This is a genomic window from Frigoribacterium sp. Leaf164 (genome assembly GCF_001423665.1).
Taxonomy (GTDB): domain Bacteria; phylum Actinomycetota; class Actinomycetes; order Actinomycetales; family Microbacteriaceae; genus Frigoribacterium; species Frigoribacterium endophyticum.
The window spans coordinates 810276-834383 of sequence record NZ_LMOX01000001.1 but is presented as its reverse complement, the minus strand read 5'-3'; the positions used below and the strand labels follow the sequence as shown (position 1 = coordinate 834383).

Annotated in this window: 22 protein-coding genes and 1 tRNA gene; 6 read left to right on the top strand and 17 right to left on the bottom strand. The window is 73.9% G+C overall.

Going from position 1 to position 24108, the window contains the following annotated elements:
* Window positions 1-3 precede the first annotated feature (3 nt).
* Window positions 4-1710, bottom strand: coding sequence for an acyl-CoA dehydrogenase family protein (locus ASF82_RS03755; protein WP_056053536.1), 1707 nt, complete (start codon window positions 1708-1710; stop codon window positions 4-6).
* 130 nt (window positions 1711-1840) lie between these two features.
* Between ASF82_RS03755 and rsmD the strand changes: the two genes are divergently transcribed.
* Window positions 1841-2407 carry a 16S rRNA (guanine(966)-N(2))-methyltransferase RsmD gene (gene rsmD / locus ASF82_RS03750; protein ID WP_056053533.1) on the top strand — a complete coding sequence of 189 codons (567 nt, stop codon included), beginning with the start codon at window positions 1841-1843 and terminating at the stop codon, window positions 2405-2407.
* A 47-nt stretch (window positions 2408-2454) separates the two neighbouring features.
* Here rsmD and thiL read toward each other — a convergent pair whose 3' ends face one another.
* Window positions 2455-3549, bottom strand: a complete 1095-nt coding sequence (thiL, locus tag ASF82_RS03745) for a thiamine-phosphate kinase (RefSeq protein WP_082514289.1) — start codon at window positions 3547-3549, stop codon at window positions 2455-2457.
* 24 nt (window positions 3550-3573) lie between these two features.
* On the opposite strand from thiL, the gene ASF82_RS03740 reads away from it, so the two are divergent.
* A complete protein-coding gene (locus tag ASF82_RS03740; protein ID WP_082514288.1) occupies window positions 3574-4179 on the top strand; it encodes a DUF3515 family protein in 606 nt (201 codons plus the stop codon).
* A gap of 34 nt (window positions 4180-4213) precedes the next feature.
* On the opposite strand, the gene ASF82_RS03735 is transcribed toward ASF82_RS03740, so the two are convergent.
* The 6 genes from ASF82_RS03735 to leuC all read right to left on the bottom strand — a co-directional run bounded on the left by ASF82_RS03735 (window position 4214) and on the right by leuC (window position 10875).
* Complete coding sequence (locus ASF82_RS03735) at window positions 4214-5374, bottom strand: D-alanine--D-alanine ligase family protein (RefSeq protein ID WP_082514287.1); 1161 nt, start codon at window positions 5372-5374, stop codon at window positions 4214-4216.
* A gap of 105 nt (window positions 5375-5479) precedes the next feature.
* Window positions 5480-6493 carry an NAD(P)H-dependent glycerol-3-phosphate dehydrogenase gene (locus tag ASF82_RS03730; protein ID WP_056055762.1) on the bottom strand — a complete coding sequence of 338 codons (1014 nt, stop codon included), beginning with the start codon at window positions 6491-6493 and terminating at the stop codon, window positions 5480-5482.
* Window positions 6494-6593: 100 nt separating this feature from the next.
* On the bottom strand, window positions 6594-7412 hold the full coding sequence (locus ASF82_RS03725) for a 1-acyl-sn-glycerol-3-phosphate acyltransferase (protein WP_235491151.1): 819 nt from the start codon (window positions 7410-7412) through the stop codon (window positions 6594-6596).
* 6 nt (window positions 7413-7418) lie between these two features.
* A complete protein-coding gene (murA, locus tag ASF82_RS03720) occupies window positions 7419-8786 on the bottom strand; it encodes a UDP-N-acetylglucosamine 1-carboxyvinyltransferase (protein WP_056053530.1) in 1368 nt (455 codons plus the stop codon).
* Window positions 8783-9382, bottom strand: a complete 600-nt coding sequence (gene leuD, locus ASF82_RS03715; RefSeq protein ID WP_056053525.1) for a 3-isopropylmalate dehydratase small subunit — start codon at window positions 9380-9382, stop codon at window positions 8783-8785. The genes murA and leuD overlap by 4 nt, the downstream gene beginning before the upstream one ends.
* Window positions 9382-10875 (bottom strand): 3-isopropylmalate dehydratase large subunit, encoded by a 1494-nt coding sequence (leuC, locus tag ASF82_RS03710; protein ID WP_369814246.1) that lies wholly within the window; start codon window positions 10873-10875, stop codon window positions 9382-9384. Before leuC ends, leuD begins: the two co-directional genes overlap by 1 nt.
* Before the next feature lie 212 nt (window positions 10876-11087).
* Between leuC and ASF82_RS03705 the strand changes: the two genes are divergently transcribed.
* The 3 genes from ASF82_RS03705 to ASF82_RS03695 all read left to right on the top strand — a co-directional run bounded on the left by ASF82_RS03705 (window position 11088) and on the right by ASF82_RS03695 (window position 14913).
* Window positions 11088-12557: a PQQ-binding-like beta-propeller repeat protein gene (locus tag ASF82_RS03705; RefSeq protein WP_056053523.1), complete on the top strand. Its 1470-nt coding sequence runs from the start codon at window positions 11088-11090 to the stop codon at window positions 12555-12557.
* Window positions 12554-14164: a hypothetical protein gene (locus ASF82_RS03700; protein WP_056053520.1), complete on the top strand. Its 1611-nt coding sequence runs from the start codon at window positions 12554-12556 to the stop codon at window positions 14162-14164. The genes ASF82_RS03705 and ASF82_RS03700 overlap by 4 nt, the downstream gene beginning before the upstream one ends.
* A 62-nt stretch (window positions 14165-14226) precedes the next feature.
* Complete coding sequence (locus ASF82_RS03695) at window positions 14227-14913, top strand: alpha-ketoglutarate-dependent dioxygenase AlkB (protein ID WP_056053516.1); 687 nt, start codon at window positions 14227-14229, stop codon at window positions 14911-14913.
* Between the two features lie 22 nt (window positions 14914-14935).
* Here the strand turns inward: ASF82_RS03695 and ASF82_RS03690 are convergent, their stop codons facing one another.
* Both ASF82_RS03690 and ASF82_RS03685 read right to left on the bottom strand, forming a co-directional pair.
* On the bottom strand, window positions 14936-15475 hold the full coding sequence (locus tag ASF82_RS03690) for a hypothetical protein (RefSeq protein ID WP_056053513.1): 540 nt from the start codon (window positions 15473-15475) through the stop codon (window positions 14936-14938).
* A gap of 180 nt (window positions 15476-15655) precedes the next feature.
* A tRNA-Glu gene (locus tag ASF82_RS03685) sits at window positions 15656-15728 on the bottom strand.
* Between the two features lie 93 nt (window positions 15729-15821).
* Between ASF82_RS03685 and ASF82_RS03680 the strand changes: the two genes are divergently transcribed.
* On the top strand, window positions 15822-16457 hold the full coding sequence (locus ASF82_RS03680; RefSeq protein WP_056053509.1) for an MBL fold metallo-hydrolase: 636 nt from the start codon (window positions 15822-15824) through the stop codon (window positions 16455-16457).
* A 98-nt stretch (window positions 16458-16555) separates the two neighbouring features.
* Here ASF82_RS03680 and serA read toward each other — a convergent pair whose 3' ends face one another.
* From serA to ASF82_RS03645, 7 genes are all read right to left on the bottom strand, one after another.
* A complete protein-coding gene (gene serA / locus ASF82_RS03675; protein WP_056053508.1) occupies window positions 16556-18145 on the bottom strand; it encodes a phosphoglycerate dehydrogenase in 1590 nt (529 codons plus the stop codon).
* A 180-nt stretch (window positions 18146-18325) separates the two neighbouring features.
* Window positions 18326-18718 (bottom strand): hypothetical protein, encoded by a 393-nt coding sequence (locus ASF82_RS03670; protein WP_056053505.1) that lies wholly within the window; start codon window positions 18716-18718, stop codon window positions 18326-18328.
* Window positions 18715-19227, bottom strand: coding sequence for a hypothetical protein (locus ASF82_RS03665; protein ID WP_056053501.1), 513 nt, complete (start codon window positions 19225-19227; stop codon window positions 18715-18717). The genes ASF82_RS03670 and ASF82_RS03665 overlap by 4 nt, the downstream gene beginning before the upstream one ends.
* The gene (locus tag ASF82_RS03660; RefSeq protein WP_056055759.1) at window positions 19224-20357 is read right to left on the bottom strand and encodes a mannitol-1-phosphate 5-dehydrogenase; all 1134 of its coding nucleotides are present in this window, start codon (window positions 20355-20357) and stop codon (window positions 19224-19226) included. Before ASF82_RS03660 ends, ASF82_RS03665 begins: the two co-directional genes overlap by 4 nt.
* 195 nt (window positions 20358-20552) lie before the next feature.
* Window positions 20553-21578, bottom strand: a complete 1026-nt coding sequence (gene ilvC, locus ASF82_RS03655; protein ID WP_056053498.1) for a ketol-acid reductoisomerase — start codon at window positions 21576-21578, stop codon at window positions 20553-20555.
* Between the two features lie 83 nt (window positions 21579-21661).
* The gene (gene ilvN, locus ASF82_RS03650; RefSeq protein WP_056053495.1) at window positions 21662-22168 is read right to left on the bottom strand and encodes an acetolactate synthase small subunit; all 507 of its coding nucleotides are present in this window, start codon (window positions 22166-22168) and stop codon (window positions 21662-21664) included.
* Complete coding sequence (locus ASF82_RS03645; RefSeq protein WP_082514285.1) at window positions 22165-24048, bottom strand: acetolactate synthase large subunit; 1884 nt, start codon at window positions 24046-24048, stop codon at window positions 22165-22167. Before ASF82_RS03645 ends, ilvN begins: the two co-directional genes overlap by 4 nt.
* Window positions 24049-24108: the final 60 nt, after the last annotated feature.

Below are 24108 nucleotides of genomic sequence, written 5' to 3'. Positions count from 1 at the left end.
GCGTCAGAGCGCGACCGCGTACCCGCCGGAGGCGCGGGTCGACTCCGCGAGCGCCGTCACGTGCCGGTCGTCGTTGACCTCGAGGGCCCGCAGCTGCCGGGCGACCTCGCGCGCCGACCGCTTGCAGAACCCGACGGCCAGGTGACGCTCGTCGGCGGAGCCGGCCCGCGCCTCCTGCAGGCTGGTGGTCGCGCGCGAGAGGACGGCCATCTGCGCGTAGACGCCGGAGGCGGCGTCGGCGAGGCGCTTCTGGACGAGCTGCTTCTCCTGCACGTGGCGGCCGTGCCGGCGGAGGGCCGCCTCGGCCCGCTCGCGCAGCTGCGAGACCTGCTCGCCCACGGCCGCCGCGCTGCGGGCGAGCGACGGGTGCACGCCGACCGGCCGCTCCGGCGAGATGCGCCGCTGCACCCGCCCCGCCACGTAGGGCGCGAGCACGCCGAGCGCCCGGGCGGGCTCGCCGATGCGGAGCGACGCCACGTCGGGCAGCTCCTCGCTGAGGGCCTTGAGGCCGTTGAGGGCGACGAACGCGCGCATCACGTCGTTCGCCCCCTCGAAGATCGGGAAGATCCGGAAGTCGCGGAGCGCCTTCGACAGCGGGTGCCCCTCCATGTACGCCTCGCCGCCGTGCAGCTGGACCGCCCGGTTGAGCGCGAACCAGCCCGTGTCGCTCGCGACGACCTTCGTCATCGCCGACTCCAGCGCGAAGTCGGTGTCGCCCCGGTCGACGAGACCGGTGGTGAGGTACGACATGGACTCGACGCCGTAGATCTGCTCGGTCATCCAGGCGAGCTTGTCGCCGACCATCTCGAAGTCGGCCAGGGGGCGGCCGAACTGGCGCCGCGACTCCGTGTGCTCGACCGAGAGCTGGAGGAAGCGCTTCATGCCGCCGGAGATCGCGGTGCCCATCGACATGCGGCCGTTGTTGAGGGTGTTCATGGCGATGCGGAAGCCGTCGCCGGGCTCGCCCAGCAGGTTCTCCGCCGGCACCCGGACGTCGGTGAAGTGCACGCGCTGCAGGTGGTTCGCCTTGAGGCCGTGCGTCTCGAAGCGCGGCCCCGTGCTGAGCCCCTCGGCGCCCTTCTCGACCACCAGCGCGACGTGGCCGAGCTCGCTGCGGGCGAAGACGGTGAGGACGTCCTTGTCGCCGTTGCCGATCCAGCGCTTCTCGCCGTTCAGCACCCAGCTGCCGTCCGCCTGCCGCTCGGCGCGGGTCTCGAGCGCGTAGGCGTCGCTGCCGACGTTCGGCTCGGTCAGCACGAAGGCCGCGAGCTTGCGGCCGCTCGCGAGGTCGGGCAGCCAGCGGGCCTTCTGGTCGTCGGTGCCGTAGAGGTGCAGCGGCTTGGTGCCGATCGACTGGTGCACCCCCATCACCGTGGCGAGGGTGCCGTCGACCCGGCCGAACTCCTCCATCACCCGGCAGTACGCGCTCTGGCCGAGGCCGAGGCCGCCGTACTCCTCGGCGACGAAGAGGCCGGTGAGGCGGCGGTCGCCCAGCTCGCGGATCGTGTCGTCGCCGACCCAGCCCTCGCGCTCGGCGCGCAGCGGGTCGTAGCCGGCGAGCACCTCGCGGGCCGACGCCGCCGCGGCCTCGACCCTGGCCGCCTCCTCCGGCGCCATGTGCGGGTAGGGCAGCACGAGCTCGGAGGCGATCCGCCCCGCGAACAACGACTTGGTGAACGAGGGCCTCACGGTGCGGTCGACGCTGGTCATGGGCCGATCGTGCCCGCGGCGACCGCGACCGCCAAACGCCTTGTGCCACCTCCACGACCGCTCACCGGCCGGGCCGCCGCCGCGTTGTCGACTTGCTCGAACCGCCTGGCCGATGCGTCAGGATGGCCGTGTGTCCCGCATCATCTCCGGCTTCGCCGACAACCTGACCCTCGCCGTGCCCAAGACGGGCACGCGCCCGACGAGCGACCGGGTGCGCGAGGCGCTGTTCTCGTCGCTCGACGCCCGCGACGAGATCGCGGGGCGGCGCGTGCTCGACCTCTACGCCGGCACCGGCGGGCTCGGCCTCGAGGCCGCGTCGCGCGGCGCGGCGACCGTCACTCTCGTCGAGAAGGCGCCGGCTGCCGCCCGCGTGCTGCGGAAGAACGTCGACGCCGTGGTCGGGCGCGCCCCGAGCGGCCGGGCACCGCGGGTCGACGTGGTCGCCATGCCCGTGCGCGCCTACCTCGTCGGCAGCGCGGCGCCGGTCGACCTCGTCTTCTTCGACCCGCCCTACGAGGTCTCCGCGACGGAGCTCGCGGGCGACCTGGAGGCCCTCCTGCCGTCGCTCGCCGACGGGGCCCTCGTCGTCGTCGAGCGCGCCTCGCGCGACGGGGAGCCGACCTGGCCGACGGGGCTCGGCCTCGACGTGCGGAAGAAGTACGGCGACACGACGGTCTGGTTCGCCGTCCGCGACTGAGCACCAGGCACCGGGGCACCAGGGCGCCGCGGAGTCGCGGCCCGGCCTCAGCCCGCCTGCCCGCTCCAGAGACGGTACGGGTCCCAGCCGCCGACCTCGTCGAGGTCGCGACGCCCGACGGTGACGCGGGGCGCGCCTCCCCCGGCCTCCCGGACCACGCCGACCGGGCGGAAGCCGCCCGGCAGGTCGGTCCCGGGCGGGAACGTGGCGAACAGCGAGTGGTCCTCGCCGCCGCCGAGGGCGACCCGCGGATCGGCACCGAGGCGCGCCGGGTCGAGGTCGACGACGACGCCGCTCGCCCGGGCCACCCGGGCGGCGTCGAGGGCGAGCCCGTCGCTGAGGTCGAGCATGGCCGTCGCCCCCGCGGTCGCGGCGAGACGGCCGTCGGCGATCGGCGGCGTCGGGGCGAGCTGCCAGCCGACGTCGGGGTCGCGCTCGCGGAGCGCCGCCGCGAGGTCGGCGTCGGGGGCCCCCTCGTGGTCGACACCGAGGCGGAACAGCAGGTCGAGGCCCCGGGCCGCCCGCCCGAGGGCGCCGGAGACGGCTACCACGTCGCCCGGCCTGGCTCCGTCGCGCCGCACCGGCGGGCGGCCGCCGAGGTCGCCGAACGCCGTGACGGCGACCGTGAACGTCGTCGACACCGAGAGGTCGCCGCCCACGACCCCGCAGCCGGGAGCCATCTCGGCGCACGCCTCGCGCAGCCCGTCGGCCAGCCGCTCGAGGTCGGCGACGAGGGTGCCGGGCGGCACGGCGAGGGCGACGACGAGGGCGGTGGGCCGCGCGCCCATCGCCGCCACGTCGGCGAGGTTCGAGGCGGCGGCCTTCCAGCCGAGGTCGTGCGGGGTCGACCACGCGAGTCGGAAGTCGGGGCCGTGCACCATGAGGTCGGTCGTCACCACGAAGCGGCCGTCCGGCGCGGCCACGACGGCGGCGTCGTCGCCCGGGCCGAGCTGCGTGTCGAGCCCGCGGGGCAGGCGGGGCAGGATGCGCGCCAGCGTCGCGAGCTCGCCCGCGCCCTCGACGGTGTCGGTGGGAGCCCGGCCGGGCGAGGAGGGGCCGGCCGAGGAGGCGTCGGCCCGGGAGGCGTCGGCGGAGGCTCGGTCGGCGGGGTCGGGCTCGGCGGACGTGGAGGTGCGTTCCATGTGCACGACGGTAGCCTGGCCGGGATGTCCAGCCCCGCCCGGCGCCTGCGCCTGCCCCTCCTCGCCGCCACCGTCGCCGTGGTCGCCCCCGTGCTCGCGGGCTGCACCGCCGCCGTGCCGATGACGGCCGCCGACGACGCGAACGACCCGGCCTGCGCCCAGGTCACCGTCCACCTGCCCGAGCAGGTCGGCCCCGACAGCGCGCCCTACCAGCGGCGCGAGACCGACGCGCAGGCGACCGGCGCCTGGGGCTCCCCCACGGCCGTGCTGCTGCGCTGCGGGGTCACCGCACCCGCCGTCTCCGACCTGCCCTGCTACCCGGTCGCCGGCGTCGACTGGCTCAGCGACCAGGACCCTGACGACCCCGACACCTACATCTTCACGACCTATGGCCGCACGCCGGCCGTGCAGGTCATCGTCACCGACGAGGTGGGCAGCACCCCGCTCTTCGACCTGGCCGACGCGGTGGGCTACCTGCCGAACGACGGTCGCGCCTGCGTGGGCGTCGGCGACCTGCCGGGCGGCGACGGCGCCGACGGCAGCGGCGGCAGCGGCGGGGCCGACGCCACCGACGCCCCGACCGACGGCGGTGCGTCCACCGACGCGCCCCGCGACTCCCCCACGCCCTAGACGGTGGAGAGCGCCGCCCACGCGCCTCGGCGACCTAGCGGTCGGTCTCGAGGCCGAGCTCGACGAGCTCGGTGATCAGCTCGGGGTAGCTGAGCCCGCTGGCCAGCCAGCAGGCCGGGAACATCGAGATCGGCGTGAAGCCGGGCATCGTGTTGATCTCGTTGACCACCCAGCCCGCCGCGGTGAGGAAGAAGTCCACGCGGGCGAGGCCGGTGCCGTCGATCGACTCGAAGGCGAGGGCCGCGAGGCGCTGCATCTCGGCCAGCTCGTCGTCGGCGAGCGGCGCGGGGCAGACCAGGTCGGCGCCCGCTCCGCCGAGGTACTTCGACTCGAAGTCGTAGAACGTGTCGGAGCCGAGCACGATCTCGCCGGCGACCGAGGTGCGCGGCGCGGCCCCGGCGCGGCCGCCGAGCACGGCGCACTCCAGCTCGCGGCCGACGAGGCCCGCCTCGACGAGCACCTTGACGTCCTCCGCGAGGCCGTCGGCCATCGCGGCGGCGAGCTGGTCGGGGCCGTCGACGCGCGAGACGCCCACGCTCGACCCGGCGCGCGCGGGCTTGACGAAGAGCGGGTAGCCGAGCTCGGCCACCGCGGTCGTGACGCCCTCGGGGTCGGCCTGCCACTCGCCGGCCCGGACGGTGCGCCAGGGGGCGACGGCGATGCCGGCCTGCTGCAGGACGGTCTTGGTGAAGTGCTTGTCCATGCCGACCGCGGAGGCCAGCAGGCCCGCGCCGACGTAGGGCAGGCCGACGAGCTCGAGCAGGCCCTGCACCGTGCCGTCCTCGCCGAAGCGCCCGTGCAGGATGGGGAAGACCACGTCGACCTCGCCGAGCAGCCGCACGCTGCCGTCGGCCTCGACGACGCTGAGCTCACGGCTCGACGACGACTCCGGCCAGCGGACGCGCGTGCCGTTGTCGCGCACGATCGGCAGCGACTCGGCGTCGAGGGCGAACAGGGCCGCGTCGTCGGGCTGGAGCGTGAACGCGCCGTCGGCGGTGATGCCGACCGGGACGACGTCGAACCGGTCGCGGTCGATCGCCGCGAGCACGCCGCCGGCGGTCGCGCAGCTGATCGAGTGCTCGCTGGAGCGGCCGCCGAACAGCACGACGACGCGCTGACGCCGCGGGGCGCCCGGCACGGCGCCGGTCTCGGTCGAGGGGCCGTCGGCCACGCCGGTGTCGGTCTCGCTGCTCATGGGGCCCCTCTGAGTCGTCGCGCCCGACGGGGTGACCGTGGGAGGCGCGGGTGGCGTTCGTGACGGAGCGTCGCCCCCGGCGTGGTGCCGGTCGCCCCCCGGCGGCTACTCGCCCTGCGGCTCGTCGGTCTCGGTGAGGTGCGGGGCGATGTTCCGCGGGTCCAGCGTACCGGCGAGGACCCCGGCGACCTGGGTCACGATGGGCATGTCGACGCCGCGCGACGCCGCCAGCTCGAGGATCGGGGCGACCGAGGAGAGCCCCTCCGCGGTCTGGTTCATCTGGCGCACGACGTCGCCGTAGGCGTAGCCCTGGCCGAGCAGCCGACCGGCGGTGTTGTTGCGCGAGAGCGGCGACTCGCAGGTGGCGATGAGGTCGCCGAGCCCGGCGAGCCCGGCGAGGGTCTCGGCCTTGGCCCCGAACGACACCGCGAAGGCCGTCATCTCGGCGAGGCCCCGGGTGATGATCGAGGCCTTCGTGTTCTCGCCGTAGCCGACGCCGTCGACGATGCCGACGGCCACCGCGATGAGGTTCTTGAGCACGCCGCCGAACTCGGTGCCGATGACGTCGGTGTTGACGAACGACCGGAAGTACGGGTTCGTCGCCGTGGCGGCGACGGCCGTGGCGGTCTCGAGGCTGCGCGACGAGACCACGGCCGCGGTCGGCTGCCGCTTGGCGATCTCGAGGGCCAGGTTCGGGCCGGAGGCGACGGCGATGAGGTCGGGGTCGATGTCGAGCTCTTGCTCGATGACCTGGCTCATGCGGAGCCCGGTCGCCTTCTCGACGCCCTTCATCAGGCTGATGACCGGCACGCCGCGCGGCACGAGGTCGCGCACGGCGGCGAGGTTCTCCCGGAGGGTCTGGCTCGGCACGGAGAGGTAGACCTGCTCGGCCCCGGCCAGGGCCGCGGCGACGTCGGTCGTGGCGACGAGGGTGCGGGGCAGGTTGATGCCCGGCAGGTAGTCGCTGTTGCGCTTGCTCTCGGTGATCTCGCGGGCGAGCTCGGGGCGGCGCGCCCAGAGCGTCACGTCGGCGCCGCCCTCGGCGAGCACCTTCGCGAAGGTCGTGCCCCAGCTGCCGGAGCCCAGCACGGCGACCGTGCGCGGGATCGCGCTGCGCATCACGACGGAGATCGCCTCGGTCGTGACCGCGCCCTCGCCGAGGGCGCCGATGGCGTCCTCGCGGCTGGCGCCCTCGCTCGTGCCCTGGCGGTCGTCACTGCTACTCAAAGCGGCCGGTCTCCTTCTGGTCCTTCGCGTGCGGGTCCCACGGCTCGGCCGGCGGCGACTCGTCGCGCAGCTCGGCCAGCAGCTCGGTCACCCGGCGCATCACGAGCGCCGTCGCCTCGGCGTACGCCGCCTGGTCGAGCGGCCGGCCGCGCCACGGCGACAGGTCGACAGGGTCGCCGATCGCCGCGAGGATGCGCTTCCGCGGGAAGAGGCTGAGCTTCGAGGAGTAGCGGCCCATGACCTGCTGGCTGCCCCAGTGGGCCATCGGCACGAGGGGCACGCCGGCCTCGATCGCGAGGCGGACCGCCCCGCTCTTGCCCTTCATCGGCCAGAGGTCGGGGTCGCGGGTCAGCGTGCCCTCGGGGTAGATGATCACCCCGCCGCCGCTCGTGGCGAGGGCACGGCCCGCGGCGAGCGGGTCGCTCGCGTGCGTCGGTCCGCCGCGCTCGACGGGGACGTGCCCCATGGCGCGCATCAGCGACCCGAAGACCGGCACCCGGAAGAGCGACGCCTTGGCGAGGAACCTCGGCACGCGGCCCAGGGTCCACATCAGGCGCGCCACGACCACGGGGTCGATGTTCGTGCAGTGGTTGGGTGCGAGCACGAAGGCGCCCTCGTTCGGCAGCTTCTCGGCGCCGCGGACCTCGATCACCGCGAGGCGGTCGAAGAGCGGCGCCCCGACGGCGGCGACGGCACGGAAGACCGCGCTCTTCTCCTTGCCCCGGCCGAAGCGGCCGACGCGGCGGGCAGGCTGGACGACGGGCACGTCGGGGTCGGCGGGACCCCCGTGCGCGCGGGCGGCGTCGCTCACGCCGGGCTAGCCCTGGAAGTCGAAGTCGGCGCCCAGCTTGCGCAGCTTCGCGATGAAGTGCTCGTAGCCGCGGCTGATGATGCCGACGTTGGTGATCTTCGACTCGCCCTCGGCGGTCAGCGCCGCGATGAGGTGGCTGAAGCCGCCGCGCAGGTCGGGCACGCGGATGTCGGCGCCGTGCAGCGCCGTCGGCCCGGTGATGACGGCGGCCTGCTCGAACTCTCGGCGCGCGACCCGGCGGTCGTGGCCGGGCAGGCCGTCCTTGTGGACGACGATCTGCGCGCCCATGTCGTTCAGCGCCTCGGTGAACTGGAAGCGGTTCTCGTAGACGGTCTCGTGCACGATCGAGGTGCCCTGCGCCTGGGTCAGGGCCACGATGAGGGGCTGCTGCCAGTCGGTCATGAAGCCGGGGTGCACGTCGGTCTCGACGACGACGGGCTTGAGCTCGCCGCCGGGGTGGAAGAAGCGGATGCCGTCCTCGTGGACGTCGAAGTCGCCGCCGACCTTGCGGAAGACGTTGAGGAACGTCATCAGGTCTTTCTGGTCGGCGCCCTCGACGAAGATGTCGCCCTTCGTGGCGAGGGCGGCGGAGGCCCAGCTCGCGGCCTCGTTGCGGTCGTTGATGGCCCGGTGCGTGTACCCGCGGAGGCTCTTGACGCCCTCGATGAAGATGACGCGGTTCGGCTCGACCGAGACCACGGCGCCCATCTTCTGGAGGATGGCGATGAGGTCCATGATCTCGGGCTCGATCGCCGCGTTGCGGAGCTCGGTGACCCCGTCGGCGAGGACGGCCGTGAGGAGGACCTGCTCGGTGGCGCCGACGCTCGGGTAGGGCAGCTCGATGTTCGCGCCCTTGAGGCCGTCGGGGGCCGTCAGGTGGATGCCGTTGTACGACTTGTCGACCACGGCGCCGAAGGCGCGGAGCGCGTCGAGGTGGAAGTCGATCGGGCGGTCGCCGATGCGGCAGCCGCCGAGGTCGGGGATGAAGGCCTCGCCGAGGCGGTGGAGCAGCGGGCCGCAGAAGAGGATCGGGATGCGGCTCGAGCCGGCGTGCGCGTCGATCTCGGCGAAGTGCGCCGACTCGACGTTCGACGGGTCGAGGATCATCTCGCCGCGGGCCGGGTCGGTGATGCGCACGCCGTGGACGGAGAGCAGGCCGCGCACCACGTTGACGTCGCTGATGTCGGGGACGTCGCGGAGGATGCTGGGGGTGTCGCCGAGGAGGGCCGCGACCATGGCCTTCGTGGCCAGGTTCTTCGCGCCCCGGACCTCGATGCGGCCGATCAGCGGCTTGCCGCCGCGGATGACGATCTCGTCGCTCTTCAGACCCACTCGGGCTCCTGCTGCTGCTGCGTCTTGGACAAGGGAGTTCACTTCTTCACCGGCAATGTCTTCGGGCGCCAGGCGGCGCGTCGGGATTCGAATTCTGTGATGGCCGCTTCGTCGCGGAGCGTCAGCCCGATGTCGTCGAGACCCTCGAGCAGGCGCCACTTAGTGTAGGCATCGACCTCGAACGACACGGTCAGGTCGCCCGCCGTGGCGGTCTGCGACTCGAGGTCGACGGTCATCTCGAGGCCGGGCGTGGCCTCGAGCACGGCCCAGACGCGCTCGACGTCGGCCTCGTCGACCACGGCGCTGAGCAGGCCCTGCTTGCCCGAGTTGCCGCGGAAGATGTCGCCGAAACGGGCACTGAGCACGACGTCGAAGCCGAAGTCGCGGAGCGCCCAGACGGCGTGCTCTCGGCTCGAACCGGTGCCGAAGTCGGGCCCCGCCACGAGGACGCGGGCGCCCTGGTACTCGGGTCGGTTCAGGACGAAGTCGGGGTCTTGCCGGGCGGAGAAGAACAAGGCGTCCTCGAAGCCGGTCTTCGTGACCCGCTTGAGGAACTCGGCCGGGATGATCTGGTCGGTGTCGACGTTGCTGCGCTTCAGGGGCGCGGCCACTCCGGTGACGGTGGTGAACTTCTGCATCAGGCGGCGCCTCCGGCCAGCTCGGCGAGCGCGGGAGAGGCCCCGGCGCGCTCGGCGAGGAGCGCGTCGTGCACGGGGGTGCCGGCGAGGTCGTCGAGGTCGCCCGGGGCGGAGAGGGTGCCGCGCACCGCGGTCGCCGCCGCGACGAGCGGGGAGACGAGGTGCGTGCGACCGCCCTTGCCCTGCCGGCCCTCGAAGTTGCGGTTGCTCGTGGAGGCGCAGCGCTCGCCCGGGGCGAGCTGGTCGGGGTTCATGCCGAGGCACATCGAGCAGCCCGCGAAGCGCCACTCGGCGCCGAAGTCGGTGAAGACCTTGTCGAGGCCCTCGGCCTCGGCCTCGAGCCGGACCCGCGCGGAGCCGGGGACGACCATGACGCGGACGCCCTCGGCCTTGGTGCGGCCGGCGATGACGGAGGCGAAGGCCCGGAGGTCTTCGATGCGGCTGTTCGTGCAGGAGCCCATGAAGACCGCGTCGACCGGGATCTGCTTCATCGGGGTGCCGGCCTCGAGGGCCATGTACTCGAGGGCGCGCTCGGCGGCGGCGCGCTCGTTCGGGTCGGCGACGGCGGTCGGGTCGGGCACGGAGTCGCTGAGCGACACGCCCTGGCCCGGGTTCGTGCCCCAGGTGACGAACGGCTCGAGGGTGTCGGCGTCGAGGAAGACCTCGGCGTCGAACACGGCGTCGTCGTCGGTCGGCAGCGTCGTCCAGTAGGCGACCGCGTCGTCCCAGTCGGAGCCGGTCGGAGCGTGGTCGCGGCCCTCGAGGTAGTCGAAGGTCGTCTGGTCGGGGGCGACCATGCCGGCGCGGGCGCCCGCCTCGATCGACATGTTGCAGATCGTCATCCGCCCCTCCATCGAGAGGGCCCGGATCGCGCTGCCGCGGTACTCGAGCACGTAGCCCTGACCGCCGCCGGTGCCGATCTGGGCGATCACCGCCAGGATGATGTCCTTCGCGGTGACGCCCGGGCGCAGCGTGCCCTCGACGGTCACGGCCATGGTCTTGAAGGGCTTGAGCGGCAGGGTCTGCGTCGCCATGACGTGCTCGACCTCGCTGGTGCCGATGCCGAACGCCATCGCGCCGAAGGCGCCGTGCGTCGAGGTGTGCGAGTCGCCGCAGACCACCGTGATGCCCGGCATGGTGAGGCCGAGCTGCGGGCCGACGACGTGGACGATGCCCTGCTCGGCGTCGCCCAGCGGGTGCAGCCGGACGCCGAACTCGGCGGTGTTGCGACGCAGGGTCTCGATCTGGGTGCGGCTCGTGAGGTCGGCGATCGGCCGGTCGATGGCGAGCGTCGGGGTGTTGTGGTCCTCCGTCGCGATCGTGAGGTCGGTGCGGCGGAGCGGACGACCGGCCTGGCGGAGGCCGTCGAAGGCCTGCGGGCTGGTCACCTCGTGCACGAGGTGGAGGTCGATGTAGAGGAGGTCGGGCGCGCCGTCCTCCCCCTTGACGACGACGTGGTCGTCCCACACCTTCTCGGCAAGCGTCCTGCCCACGGGCACGCCCCTCTCCAGAGTTCTTCTCAGCGGAATGATCGTCGAAGTCTACGCCAGGGCCTGCCCGACGACGTGAGGTGCAAGCGGCGGGGCCGACGCCGCATTCCCGCGCCGCCGAGCGGCCCCCGAGCGCCCCCGGCGAGGGTTCCGAATAGCATGTCGGCACCCGTCGCACGGTCGGCGGGGCCCTCGACGAGGAGGCCGACGACAGCATGGCGGGAGCGGACGGGACGACGCGGGCGCGCACGCCGCGGCCGTCGCCCCTGCGCCGGGTCGTCGTCGCCGCGCTGGCCGTGGTCGCCGCGACCGCCGTCGTCGCCGTCGGCGGCACGGCCGCGTCGCCGCGCTACGCCGACGGGCCGCCCTGGGGCGGCACGGCGGTGGACGACCTCCGGAACGCCCCGACCGGCACGGCCTGGTCGCTCGACCTGGCCGAGCGCCTCGCCCCGGGCGTGCCCCGACGCTGCCTCCACTTCTGGCCCTCGCCCGCCGTGGACGGGCTCGTCGCCGTCGGGGCCTCCGTCGACCTCGACCCGGGCACGGCCTCCGGCGGTCCGGACTGCCGCCGTGCCGCCCTCGACGACGGGGCGAGCCGCGTGGCCCTCGTCGACTCCCGGGACGGCCGGGTGCGGTGGGTGCACGACCTGGCCGACGACCTCGACGACACCGACCCCTTGAGCATCCCGGCGAGCCAGGTCGTGCCGGCGGCCGGCCGGGTGCTGGTGCAGACCCAGACCACCGGGTCGACCGTGCTCGTCGCCCTCGACCTCGTCGACGGCCGGGCGCTCGAGTCCACCCGCGGCCGCCGCGACGTGCCCTCGATCAGCGTCTCGACCGTCGGGCGGCTGCAGCTGCGCACCTCCTCCGGAGCGATCGGCTCGCCCGACCGGTACTCGCTCGTGGACGCGGCCGCCCTCGACGACCCCGTGTGGGAGGGGCGGGTCGACGCCGGCACGACGCCCCAGCTGCTCCCGGACGGGCTCCTCATCGTCGTCGACGGCCGCGCCGTCCGCGTCGACGGCCGGACGGGCGAGGCCAGCCCGTCGGCCGCCGCCGCCGACGTGGTCGCGACCGCCCCCGACGGGGGCGACGACGTGGCCTGGACGCTCGGTCGCGACGCCGACGGGAGGCGCGCCGTGTCGGCGATCGACGCCGACGGCGACCTCCTCTGGTCCGTGCCGAGCCCGACGCCGCGCCTCTCGGCCACCGACGGCTGCGTCCTCACCACCGACGACGGCGGCACCACGGCCACCTGCCTCGACCCCCGCAGCGGGCAAGACCGGTGGACGACCGAGCTCGGCGCCGCGTTCTCGGCCGCCGCCGCCTCGGGCCAGGTGGGCGGCGACCTCTACGCCGTCGTCCAGTCCGACGACGGCGCCCGCCTCACCGCCCTCGCCGCCGCCGACGGCCGCGTCCGGTGGCGGGCGCCGCTCGGCGTCCTCGACGAGGTCGCCGCGGCCTCCCGCACCGTCGTCTACGTGCGCACCGACGGCTCCCCCACCGCGGGCCGGGGCCTCAGCGCCTACGACGCCGCGACGGGCGCCCGGCTCTGGTCGCTGCGCTCCGACGACCGGGTGTCGTTCTGGGGCGGCGGCCTGGTCTCGATCGACGGCCGCGGCGTGGCCACGCGCCTCGTCGACCGCACGAGCGTGGTGGCCGGGCTGGCCGGAGGCGCGGCGTGAGCCCCGAGGGGCGGCCCGGCTGGGCCCCGGCGCGGCCGACCCCGGACGTCGCCGTGTGGGAGCCCGCCCGCCGCGGAAGCACGAGCGAAGCCCCCGGCCGGGACGACGACGGGGCCGGTGCCGGCGACGGAGCAGGACGGCCCGGACGAGGCCCGGCCGCCCCGGGGCCGCGACGCCCCGCGTGGTGGCACCGCGCCTCCCGCGGTCGCCGCCTCGCCCTCGGCTACGCCGCGCTGCTCCTGGCCGCCGCCCTGCCCGCGGCCCTCCTCGCCCCGGGCCAGCCGGAGTACGGCGCCGAGCCGCCCTGGCGCGGCGTCGAGACGGTCGACCTGCGGCAGGAGCCGACCACCGGGTGGTCGGTCGCGCTCGCGGAGACCCTCGCGCCCGGGTTCCGGCCCGCGTGCCTGCGCTTCCCGACCGCGACGGTCGACACCGGCCGCGTGCTCGTCAGCGCGGGGCCGGGCTGGACGTACGGCTTCGCGAACGACGCGGGCTGCGGCAGCGAGACGACCGGCGTGGGCTCCCGGCTCGCGCTGCTCGACACCGAGCGCGGCGCGTTCAGCTGGGTGCACGACGTCGCCGACGACGCCGCCCGGCTCGGCCTCGAGGGGCCGGTCGACGTCGTCGCGGCCTCGCTCGCCGGCGACACGGGGCTCGTCGTCGTCCGCGTCGTCGCGGGCGAGCGCGCGGTGCTGCTCACCCTGGCGCTCGCCGACGGCTCGACGGTCGGGGCGTCGGAGCCGCGGGCGACGACCGAGACCGACAGGTTCCAGGCCGCGGGCACGGTCGTCGTGACGGGACGCCAGCCGGCGGCCGGGGCGCGCTACAGCTACGAGCTGCGCGACGTGCGCGACCTGGGCCGGGTGACCTGGGCGGGGCGGGGCACGACGAGCGGCACCGTGCTGGCCCTCGACGACCGGCTGGTCGTCGCCACCCCCGAGGGCACCCTGCAGGTCGACCCGACGACGGGCGTCGCCCGCCCCTGGGGCACGCGCCTCGACGAGCTCTCGGGGCACCTCGTCCACGACGGGCTGCTGATCGGGCCGACCGGCGCCGGCGGCGGCGTGACCGCCCGGGGAGCGGACGGCGAGGTGCGGTGGCGCTCCCCCACGGACGTCCGCGGCACGCTCGACGAGGGCCGGTCGTGCCTGCTGGTCAGCGACGTCGACCGTGACCGGCTCACCTGCCTCTCGTGGACGACCGGCCGGGCCACCTGGAGCCGCGAGGGGCTCGGCGCCACCGGCGCGGCCGGGGTGGTCGGGCAGACCGACGACCGGGTCTACGCGAGCTCGTCGGCGCCGGGCGACCGGCCGCTCGAGGTGCAGGCGCTGGACGGCGCGACCGGGCGCACCCTGACCCGCTTCGACCTGCCCACCGGCGCCGTCCTCGCCGCCGTCGGCCGGACCGTGGGCTACGCCCTCGCCTACGGCAGCTCGGGCGGGCGCTCGACGGTGGTCGCCTACGACCTCGCGAGCGGCGAGCGGCTGTGGACCCACACCGGCCAGCTGCAGGTCTCGATCTGGGCCGGGCACCCGGTCGACGTCGACGTCGAGGGCCGCGCGGGCGAGCTCGCCGCCCCGGAGGCGCGGGTCGTCGCCGGCGGGTGAGCGACGCGCCCGGGGCGGGCCCGGACTAGAACACGTGTTCGAACGGAGCGTAGGGTGACGCCATGGTCATCCCCTTCACCGCCTCGCTGCTCGACTCCCTCGACGACGGCCCCGAGCTGCTCCCGCTCGCCGGCCGCGTGCGGCGGCTCGAGCTCGGCGACGGTGCCTGGCTCGACCTGGTGCCCGGCTGGGCGACCGCCTCCGACGCCCTCTTCGAGCGGCTCGTCACCGACGTGCCCTGGCAGGCGGACCGCCGCACCATGTACGACCGCGTCGTCGAGGTGCCGCGCCTCGTCTCGTCGTACGGCGTCGGCGACGCCCTGCCCGACCCCGTCCTCGCCGCGGCCCGGGACGACCTCAACGACCACTACGCCCGGCGGGGCGCGCCCGACGAGCAGCTCTTCCGCCGTGCCGGGCTGTGCTTCTACCGCACCGGCGACGACAGCATCGCCTGGCACGGCGACCGGGTCGGCTCCGGCCTCGGCCGCGACACGATGGTCGGCATCCTGTCCCTCGGCGCTCCCCGCACCCTCGCGGTGCGCTCGCGACGCACGGGGCGGGTCGACAGGTTCCCGCTCGGCCACGGCGACCTGCTCGTCATGGGCGGGAGCTGCCAGCGCACCCACGAGCACGCGATCGCGAAGACGAAGAAGGCGGTCGGGCCGCGCATCTCGGTGCAGTTCCGCCCCCGGTGGGACGAGGGAGTCGCGGGGCGCGCCGCGCACGCTGCCGCGGCCCCGAGGGCGTGACGACGAGCACCCCGGCCCGGCGCTAGGCGGCCGGGGGCACCTCGAGGGCGACCCGCGCCTCCCCCGGGCCGCCGCAGACGGCGTCGCCGCCGACGCGCTCGAAGCGGAGCCCCGCGGTGCGCGAGGCGGCGAGGATCGGGCCGACGTCGCCGCCGTCGGACCACGCCCGCACGTCGACCTCGTCGGGGAAGGAGCCGTCGGGCGACGACGACCCGCCCCACGACGAGATGACCCAGGTGCCGTCGGGGGCCCGCTCGGCGGGGCCGGGCCAGAGCCACGGCCCGATGTCGGGGCCGTCGGCGGTCGACCGGTCGTCGACCTGGCCCTGCCACGGCAGGGGCGACGACGCGGCGGCGCCGACGGGCACCAGCTCGACGACCGCCACGCGCTCGACCGCGCCCGTGACCTCCACGACCACGGTCGTGCCCCAGGCGACGGCCGGGCAGGCCACGACGGGCCCTCCGATCGACCTCAGGGCGAGCAGCACCGCGCCGGCGGCGACCACGCCGAGGCAGGCGAGCCCGACGAGCAGGCCCGCGCGCGTCGTCCGGTCGCTGGGCATGGCTCGAGCATCGGGCACGGCGGGCCCGTCGTCGAGGGCGGCGGCCGGGTCGTGACCGAGACGTGACGACGGAGCGCGGGCACCGGGAGGTCGAGACGCCCCGGAACGACGAATCCCGCCCGGCGTGTGCCGGGCGGGATCTCGTGGTTGCTGAACGGTGGTGGTGACCGAACAGATCGGTGACCCCAACGGGATTCGAACCCGTGTTACCGCCGTGAGAGGGCGACGTACTAGGCCACTATACGATGGGGCCGTTTTTGCAACTCGTCGAGTATGCCACAGCCTCACGAACGAGTACAAATCGAGCCCGCCCCGCGTGTCGCGGAGCGGGCGTACAGTCGGCCGCATGCGCCTGACCAAGCTCGAGCACGCCGCCTTCGTCGTCGAGGAGGACGGGCGGAAGCTCGTCGTCGACCCCGGCTCCTTCACCACGCCGCAGGTCGACCTGCACGACGTCGTCGCCGTGGTCGTCACCCACGAGCACCTCGACCACTGGACCCCCGACCAGCTCGGCCACCTGCTCGCCACGAACCCCGGGGCGACGATCTACGGCCCGGCCGGGCTCGCGGAGGCCGCCGAGGGGTTCGAGGTCCACGTCGTGGCCGACGGCGACACCGTCGAGGCGGGGCCCTTCACCCTCGCCTTCCACGGCTCGCGCCACGCCGTCATCCACGAGTCGATCCCCGTCATCGACAACGTGGGGGTGCTCGTCAACGGCCGCCTCTTCTACCCGGGCGACGCGTTCACCGTCCCGCCGGTGCCGGTCGAGACCCTGGCGGCACCGGTCGGTGCGCCCTGGCTCAAGATCGGCGAGGCGATGGACTACGTGACGGCCGTGGCGCCGACCCGGCTCTTCCCCGTCCACGAGCAGACACTGTCGGCGGCGGGCTTCGGCATGCACGCCGACCGGCTGCGGGCGAGCGTCGAGGCCCTCGGGGGCACGGCGGTCGTCCTGGCGGCGCACGAGTCCCTCGAGGTCTGACCCGCGACTCCCCCGGCTCCCGGCCCTCGCACCGCGTGACGGCGCCCCGCCTCCCGACCGGGAGACGGGGCGCCGTAAAGGGGAACGCTCTGGCGGAGCTAGAGCGTCACGTCGATCTCGCGCAGCAGCTGCGCGTCGATGGCGACGCGCACCGTCTCGAGCAGCTCGTCGGGAGCGGGGCTGTCGATGGTGAGGACGCTGAGGGCCTGCCCGCCCGCGCTGCGACGGGCGATCTGCATGCCCGCGATGTTGATGCCGGCGTCGCCGAACTCCTTGCCGTAGACGGCGACGATGCCGGGGCGGTCGCCGTAGACCATGACGAGGTGGTGCGCCGCGATCGGCACCTCGACGTCGTAGCCGTTGATCTCGACGATCTTCTCGACCTGCTTGGTGCCGGTGAGGGTGCCCGACACGCTGATCTGGCCGCCGTCGCTGAGCGAGCCGCGGATGGTCAGGACGTTGCGGTACTCCTCGCTCGTCGGGTCGGTGAGCAGCCGCACGGTGATGCCGCGTTGCTCGGCGAGCAGCGGCGCGTTCACGTAGCTGACCGACTCGCTGACGATGTTCGTGAAGACGCCCTTGAGGGCCGCGAGCTTGAGCACGCTGACGTCGTGCTCGACGAGGTCGCCGCGCACCTCGACGTCGATGCTCGTGAGGGGCGAGTCGGCGAGCCCGGCGAACACCTGGCCGATCTTCTCGAGCAGCGGGATGCCCGGGCGCACGTACGGGTCGATGACGCCGCCGGCGACGTTGACCGCGTCGGGCACGAGCTCGCCGCCGAGCGCGAGGCGGACGGACTTCGCGACCGACACGCCCGCCTTCTCCTGCGCCTCGTCGGTCGACGCGCCGAGGTGCGGGGTGACGACGACGTTCTCGAGGCCGAGCAGCGCCTGGTCGACGGGGGGCTCCGAGGTGAAGACGTCGAGGCCGGCACCGGCGATCTCGCCCGTGGTCAGGGCCGTGTAGAGGTCGGCCTCGTCGATGAGGCCGCCGCGGGCCACGTTGACGACGAACGCCGTCGGCTTCATGGCCTTCATCTGCTCGAGGCCGATCATGCCCGTCGTCTCGGGCGTCTTCGGCATGTGGATCGTGACGAAGTCGGCGGTGGCCAGCAGCTCGTCGAGCGAGAGCAGGGTGACACCGAGCTGCTGCGCGCGGGCCGGCGTGACGTAGGGGTCGTAGGCGACCACGTTCACGCCGAACGCCTGGAGGCGCGCGGTGATCAGGGCGCCGATGCGCCCGAGGCCGACGATGCCGACGGTCTTCTCGAACAGCTCGACGCCGGTGTACTTCGAGCGCTTCCACTGCCCCTGGGCCAGCGCGGCGTGCGCGGCGGGGATGTGGCGCGCGAGGCTGAGGATGTGGCCGACGGTGAGCTCGGCGGCCGAGATGATGTTCGACGTCGGCGCGTTGACGACCATGACGCCCGCCGTCGTGGCGGCCTTGATGTCGACGTTGTCGAGGCCGACGCCCGCGCGGGCCACGACCTGCAGGTGCGGCGCGGCGGCGATGGCCTCGGCGTCGACCTGCGTCGCGGAGCGGACCAGGATCGCGTTGGCCTCCGCGAGGGCGGCGAGCAGCGCGGGCCGGTCGGTGCCGTCCACGCTCCTCACGTCGAAGTCGGGGCCGAGGGCCTCGACGGTGGCTGGTGAGAGCTCTTCAGCGATCAGAACGACGGGCTTGGCCACGGAGACAGGGTCCTAACGAGAGGGTGCAGAGGAACGCCGCGACGCGCCGTGGGCGCGGCTGCTGGTCACTCTAGCGACTCGTCGGAGGGCCCAGGCGCAGATGACGCCGGTGGTCCGGGGGGCCTGCACCGCGACTCCCCCGCCGCCGTCCGCGGCCGTCGTCGGCGGCGACGTGTCCGGTCAGATGCTGAGCACGTACGCCGTGAGGCTCAGCGACGCCGCCGCGACCGCGGCGAGGCCGGTGGCGAAGACGAGGGCCGCCCGGCCGAGCGTCCGCCGGCGCGCGACGAGGAGGGCGACGACGTACGCGACCGGGGGCAGCAGCACGTTGGCCCAGAGCGCGGCCCACGGCGGCGACGCGGCGAGCGAGCCCACGCCGACCTCGTCGAAGAAGGCGTTGTTCTGGTAGCGGACGTCCTGCGGCACGAGCACGAGGTTGGTCACCGCCTCGGAGAGGTCGTAGGCGGCCAGCAGGCCGGCGAGGACGGCGATCAGGACGAACCCGACGCGGGGGCCCCGGCGGGCGCGGCGCGGCGTGGCGGAGGCGGTCGCCCCGCCGGGCGCGGCGGTCACGCCCCGCCCCCGATCACGAGGGGCCAGGGGGCCAGGAGCACGGCCCCGACGGCCATCACGAGCAGGCGGCGGCCGGAGTGCTGCGCCGGCACCAGCAGGATGGTCGCGACGAACCAGAGCAGAGGGGCGACGAGGGCGAGGAAGACGCCGGTCAGCCACAGAGTCGTCTGCACGTGCTCGACGAGGCCGCCGCCGAACGCGATCAGGAACTGGTCGCGCGAGACGATCCAGCCGACGCTCGAGAGCAGGGCGACGCCGCCGAGCACGCCGTGCCCCACGAGGGAGGCGCTGCTCATGACCTGGGGAGCGTCGGGGTCGATCTCGTCGTCACGCGTCACGGCCGCGGGACCCTCGACGTGGCTGGCGTCCGACTCGTCGCCCCAGGAGAGCGCGTCGTCGGCGTCGTCGGCGTCGGGATCGAGGTCGAGGTCGAGGTCGGTCTGGTCGGACGCGGTCGCGTCGGGGTCGTCGTGGCGGCCGGCCGACCCGGAGGGCCGGGGGTCGGTCATGCCGGGAGCTTGGAGGAGACCGCCTCCACCAGGGCGGCGGAGAGCGGGTGCCCCGCCTCGACGCCGGTGAGGGTCACGGTGAGCTCGTCGGCGGGCAGGCCGGAGCGCAGCAGTGCCTGGAGCTCGACGCTCTCCGCGTCGTCGGCGACGTCGAAGTCGAGGGCGGCGCGGACGGCCCGGACGAGCGCGTCGCTCGGCAGACCCCGCTCGGCGAGCTGCGCGGCGGGGCCGACGAAGCGCTCGTGGCGGCTCAGCTTGCGGAGCGGGTTGCGGCCCACTCGCTCGGTGGTGTCGGGGAGGTGCGGGTTCGAGATGCGCACGAGGTTCTTCTCGATGTAGCTCTGCTGCTCGTCGGCGTCGAGCTCGTGCTTCGCGACGAGCAGGGCCTTGGTCTCGGCGAGGGCGGCGCGCACCTCGGCGTGGACGGCCTCGTCGGCGAGCGACTCCCGGATGCTGCCCAGGCCCCGAGCGAAGCCGTGGTAGGCCGCGGCGGCGTGGGCCGTGTTGACGGTGAAGAGCTTGCGCTCGATGAAGGGCTCGAGGTCGGGCACCCACGTGACGCCCTGGATCTCGGGGCGGTGCTCGCCGAACGGGCCGCTCTCGACGACCCACTCGGAGAAGGACTCGATGGTGACGTCGAGCGACCCCGCGGGCTGCTCGGGCACGATGCGGTCGATCGCGCAGTTCGCGAAGACCGCGTTGTCGGCCGGGTCGGCCTGACGGACGGCCTCGGCGAGGGAGTCGGTGGCGTTGATGGCGTTCTCGCACGCGATGACCGTGAGCGGCGGCAGCGCCGCGTCGCGCTGGGCCAGCCCGCGGGCGATGACCGGCGCGACGAAGGGCAGGATCCGGGCGCCGACCGCGGTGGTGACGACGTCGGCGGTCGCGATCTCGGCGACCAGGGCCTCCTCGTCGCTGCGGCTGTTGACGGCGCGGTAGCCGTCGACGACGGTCGTGCGGCTGTCCTCACCGACCTCGTGCACCTCGTACGACGACTGGGACTGCAGCAGCCCGATCAGCTCGTCGTTGACGTCGGCGAACACGACCTCGTAGCCGCTCGCGTGCAGGAACTGCGCCACGAAGCCACGACCGATGTTGCCCGCACCGAAGTGCACTGCCTTCTTGCTCATCGCCATGCCCTAGATCATGCCACGGGCCGCCTGGTCGCCCCGACAACGACGACGCCCCCCTCCGGTCGGAGGGGGGCGTCGTCGGAGCGGACGCGGATCAGCGTGCGTCGACTACGTCGACGTCAGCGCGCAGCGCTGCCGTCGCCCGTCGGCGGAGCCGACCGATGTCGCCAGCGTGCGTCGACTACGTCGACGTCAGCGCGCAGCGCTGCCGTCGACGTAGTCGGAGTCCGTCTGCTTCCAGGCGAACAGGGCGCGCAGCTCCTGGCCGGTGGCCTCGATGGGGTGCGCCTCGCCCTTGGCGCGGAGCTCCTTGAACTCGGGGGCGCCCGCGTCCTGGTCGTCGATGAAGCGCTTCGCGAAGGCGCCCGACTGGATGTCGGCCAGGACGGCCTTCATGTTCTCCTTCACGGAGGGGTCGATGACGCGGGGGCCGGAGACGTAGTCGCCGTACTCGGCCGTGTCGGAGACGCTCCAGCGCTGCTTGGCCAGGCCGCCCTCCCAGATCAGGTCGACGATCAGCTTGAGCTCGTGCAGCACCTCGAAGTAGGCGATCTGCGGCTGGTAGCCGGCCTCGGTCAGCGTCTCGAAGCCGTACTGGATCAGCTGCGAGGTGCCGCCGCAGAGCACGGCCTGCTCGCCGAAGAGGTCGGTCTCGGTCTCTTCGGTGAAGGTCGTCTTGATGCCGCCGGCACGGAGGCCGCCGATGCCCTTGGAGTACGACCAAGCGAGGTCCCAGGCGGAGCCGGAGGCGTCCTTCTCGACGGCCACGATCACGGGCACGCCGCGGCCGGCCTCGAACTCGCGGCGGACGGTGTGGCCCGGGCCCTTGGGGGCGACCAGGACGACGTCGACGCCCTCGGGCGCCTCGATGTAGCCGAAGCGGATGTTGAAGCCGTGGCCGAAGACGAGCGCCTTGCCCTCGGCGAGGTTCGGGGCGATGTCGTCGGCGTAGACGTGGCGCTGGACCTGGTCGGGGGCGAGGACGACGATGACGTCGCCCCAGGCCGAGGCCTCCGCGGGGGTGTGCACCGTGAAGCCGGCCTCCTCGGCCTTGGCGCGGCTCTTCGAGCCCTCCTTGAGGCCGATGACGACCTCGACGCCGGAGTCGCGGAGGTTCAGCGCGTGGGCGTGGCCCTGCGAGCCGTAGCCGATGACGGCGACCTTCTTGCCCTGGATGAGGGACAGGTCGGCGTCGTTGTCGTAGACGATCTCAGTCACAGTGGTGCTTCTCCTCGGTTGTCGACGGATGTCGTGTCGGTGGGTCGTGCGGCAGGAGGCGCGGGCCGGGAGCCCGGGGCCGCCTAGTTCTTGAAGACGCGGTCGGTGATCGACTTGGCGCCGCGGCCGATGGCCAGGAGGCCCGACTGCGAGATCTCCTTGATGCCGTAGGGCTCGAGGACGCGCAGGAGGGCGGTGGTCTTGCCGGTGTCGCCGGTCACCTCGATCACGAGGGCATCGGTCGAGACGTCGACGACCGCGGCCCGGAACAGCGTCACGGCCTCGAGCACCTGCGAGCGGGTCGTGTTGTCGACCCGGACCTTGATCAGCATGTGCTCGCGCTGCACCGACTGCGAGTAGTCGAGCTCGACGATCTTGATGACGTTGACCAGCTTGTTGAGCTGCTTCGTGACCTGCTCGAGCGGCAGCTCCTCCACGTCGACGACGACCGTGATGCGGCTGAAGCCCTCGAGCTCGCTCTTGCCGACGGCGAGGCTCTCGATGTTGAAGCCGCGGCGGGCGAAGAGGCCGGCGACGCGGGTCAGCAGGCCGGGCTTGTCCTCGACGAGGAGGCTCAGGACGTGGCTCATGCGTGCTCTCCGGTCATGTCGCCGTCGCGGGTGGTGTCGGACGCGCTGCTGCCCGGCGCCTCGTCGTCCCACTCCGGGGCGAGGGCACGGGCGTGCTGGATCTCGGAGTTCGAGACGCCCTGGGGCACCATCGGCCAGACCATCGCGTCGCGGCTGACGACGAAGTCGATGACGACCGGGCGGTCGTTCGTCTCCAGCGCCAGCTGGATGGCGGCGTCGATCTCGTCCTCCGTCCGGACGCGGATGCCGAGGGCGCCGTAGGCGTCGGCGAGCTTCACGAAGTCGGGCACCATGCGGGTCTCGTGGCCCGTGTTCAGGTCGGTGAACGAGTGACGGCCCTCGTAGAACAGGGTCTGCCACTGGCGCACCATGCCGAGCGACGAGTTGTTGATGATCGCGACCTTGATCGGGATGTCGTTGATGACGCAGGTCGCGAGCTCCTGGTTGGTCATCTGGAAGCAGCCGTCGCCGTCGATGGCCCAGACCACGCGGTCGGGCTGGGCGACCTTGGCGCCCATGGCGGCCGGGACGGAGTAGCCCATCGTGCCCGCGCCTCCCGAGTTCAGCCACGCGTGCGGGCGCTCGTACTGGATGAACTGGGCGGCCCACATCTGGTGCTGGCCGACGCCGGAGGCGTAGATCGCCTCGGGGCCGGAGAGCTGGCCGATGCGCTGGATGATCGCCTGCGGCGACAGCAGCCCGTCGTCGGGCTCGGTGTAGCCGAGGGGGAACTGCTCGCGGAGCCCGTCGAGGCGCTCCCACCAGGCGGCGATGTCGGGCTTCCGCCCGCCGGTCACCTCGGCGAAGGCACTGGCGAGGTCGGGGATGACGACCTTCGCGTCGCCGACGATCGGCACGTCGGCGATGCGGATCTTCGAGATCTCGGCCGGGTCGATGTCGACGTGGACGACCTTCGCGCCGGGCGCGAAGAGGTCGGCCTTGCCGGTGACGCGGTCGTCGAACCGGGCGCCGAGGGCGATGATCAGGTCGCTCTCCTGCAGGCCGAGCACGGCCGGCACGGTGCCGTGCATGCCCGGCATGCCGAGGTGCTGCGCGTGGGTGTCGGGGAAGGCACCGCGGGCCATCAGGGTGGTGACGACGGGGGCGCCGGTGAGCTCGACCAGGGTCTTGAGCTCGGCCGAGGCGCCGGCGCGGATGACCCCGCCGCCGACGTAGAAGACCGGCTGCTTCGCCTCGGCGATCATCTGGGCGGCCGCGGTGATCTGCTTGCCGTGGGCCTTGGTCACGGGGCGGTAGCCGGGCAGGTCGACGACCGGCGGCCACACGAACGGCGCGCTGTTCTGCTGCGCGTCCTTCGTGATGTCGACGAGCACGGGGCCGGGGCGGCCGGTGCTGGCGATCTGGTAGGCCGCGGCGAGGGTCGCCGGGATGTCCTCCGGCTTCGTCACGAGGAACGAGTGCTTGGTGATCGGCATCGTGATGCCCACGATGTCGGCCTCCTGGAAGGCGTCGGTGCCCATCAGCGTCGAGAAGACCTGGCCGGTGATCGCGAGCAGCGGCATGCTGTCCATGTAGGCGTCGGCGATGGCGGTGACGAGGTTCGTCGCGCCGGGGCCGGAGGTCGCGATGGCGACGCCGACGCGCCCGGAGGCCGCGGCGTAGCCCTCGGCCGCGTGGCCGGCGCCCTGCTCGTGGCGGACCAGGATGTGGCGGATCGCCGTCGAGGCCATCAGCTCGTCGTAGAACGGGATGATGGCGCCGCCCGGCAGGCCGAAGACGTCGGTCACCCCGAGGTGCTCGAGCGACCGGAGGATCGCGCCGGAGCCGGTGAGGACCTCGGGAGGCGCCGGGGCGTCGGAGCCGGGGCGGGCCGCCGGGCGCGCGGCGGCACCGGGCAGCGGGGTCGTGTCGTGGGGCATCGGAGGCGGTTCCCTCTTCGTGGTGGTGGACGGTGTGACGGAGGTCAGCCGACGACGATC

Excerpts from the sequence above, each read along its gene's own strand:
- ASF82_RS03645 (WP_082514285.1), bottom strand. The coding sequence starts at position 24,048 with ATGCCCCACGACACGACCCCGCTGCCCGGTGCCGCCGCGCGCCCGGCG.
- ASF82_RS03660 (WP_056055759.1), bottom strand. The coding sequence starts at position 20,357 with ATGAGCAAGAAGGCAGTGCACTTCGGTGCGGGCAACATCGGTCGTGGC.
- ilvN (WP_056053495.1), bottom strand. The coding sequence starts at position 22,168 with ATGAGCCACGTCCTGAGCCTCCTCGTCGAGGACAAGCCCGGCCTGCTG.
- ASF82_RS03680 (WP_056053509.1), top strand. The coding sequence starts at position 15,822 with ATGCGCCTGACCAAGCTCGAGCACGCCGCCTTCGTCGTCGAGGAGGAC.
- ASF82_RS03695 (WP_056053516.1), top strand. The coding sequence starts at position 14,227 with ATGGTCATCCCCTTCACCGCCTCGCTGCTCGACTCCCTCGACGACGGC.
- ASF82_RS03735 (WP_082514287.1), bottom strand. The coding sequence starts at position 5,374 with ATGAGCAGCGAGACCGACACCGGCGTGGCCGACGGCCCCTCGACCGAG.
- thiL (WP_082514289.1), bottom strand. The coding sequence starts at position 3,549 with ATGGAACGCACCTCCACGTCCGCCGAGCCCGACCCCGCCGACCGAGCC.
- ASF82_RS03690 (WP_056053513.1), bottom strand. The coding sequence starts at position 15,475 with ATGCCCAGCGACCGGACGACGCGCGCGGGCCTGCTCGTCGGGCTCGCC.
- ASF82_RS03705 (WP_056053523.1), top strand. The coding sequence starts at position 11,088 with ATGGCGGGAGCGGACGGGACGACGCGGGCGCGCACGCCGCGGCCGTCG.
- leuD (WP_056053525.1), bottom strand. The coding sequence starts at position 9,382 with ATGCAGAAGTTCACCACCGTCACCGGAGTGGCCGCGCCCCTGAAGCGC.
- ASF82_RS03740 (WP_082514288.1), top strand. The coding sequence starts at position 3,574 with ATGTCCAGCCCCGCCCGGCGCCTGCGCCTGCCCCTCCTCGCCGCCACC.
- ASF82_RS03665 (WP_056053501.1), bottom strand. The coding sequence starts at position 19,227 with ATGACCGACCCCCGGCCCTCCGGGTCGGCCGGCCGCCACGACGACCCC.
- ASF82_RS03755 (WP_056053536.1), bottom strand. The coding sequence starts at position 1,710 with ATGACCAGCGTCGACCGCACCGTGAGGCCCTCGTTCACCAAGTCGTTG.
- ASF82_RS03730 (WP_056055762.1), bottom strand. The coding sequence starts at position 6,493 with ATGCGCAGCGCGATCCCGCGCACGGTCGCCGTGCTGGGCTCCGGCAGC.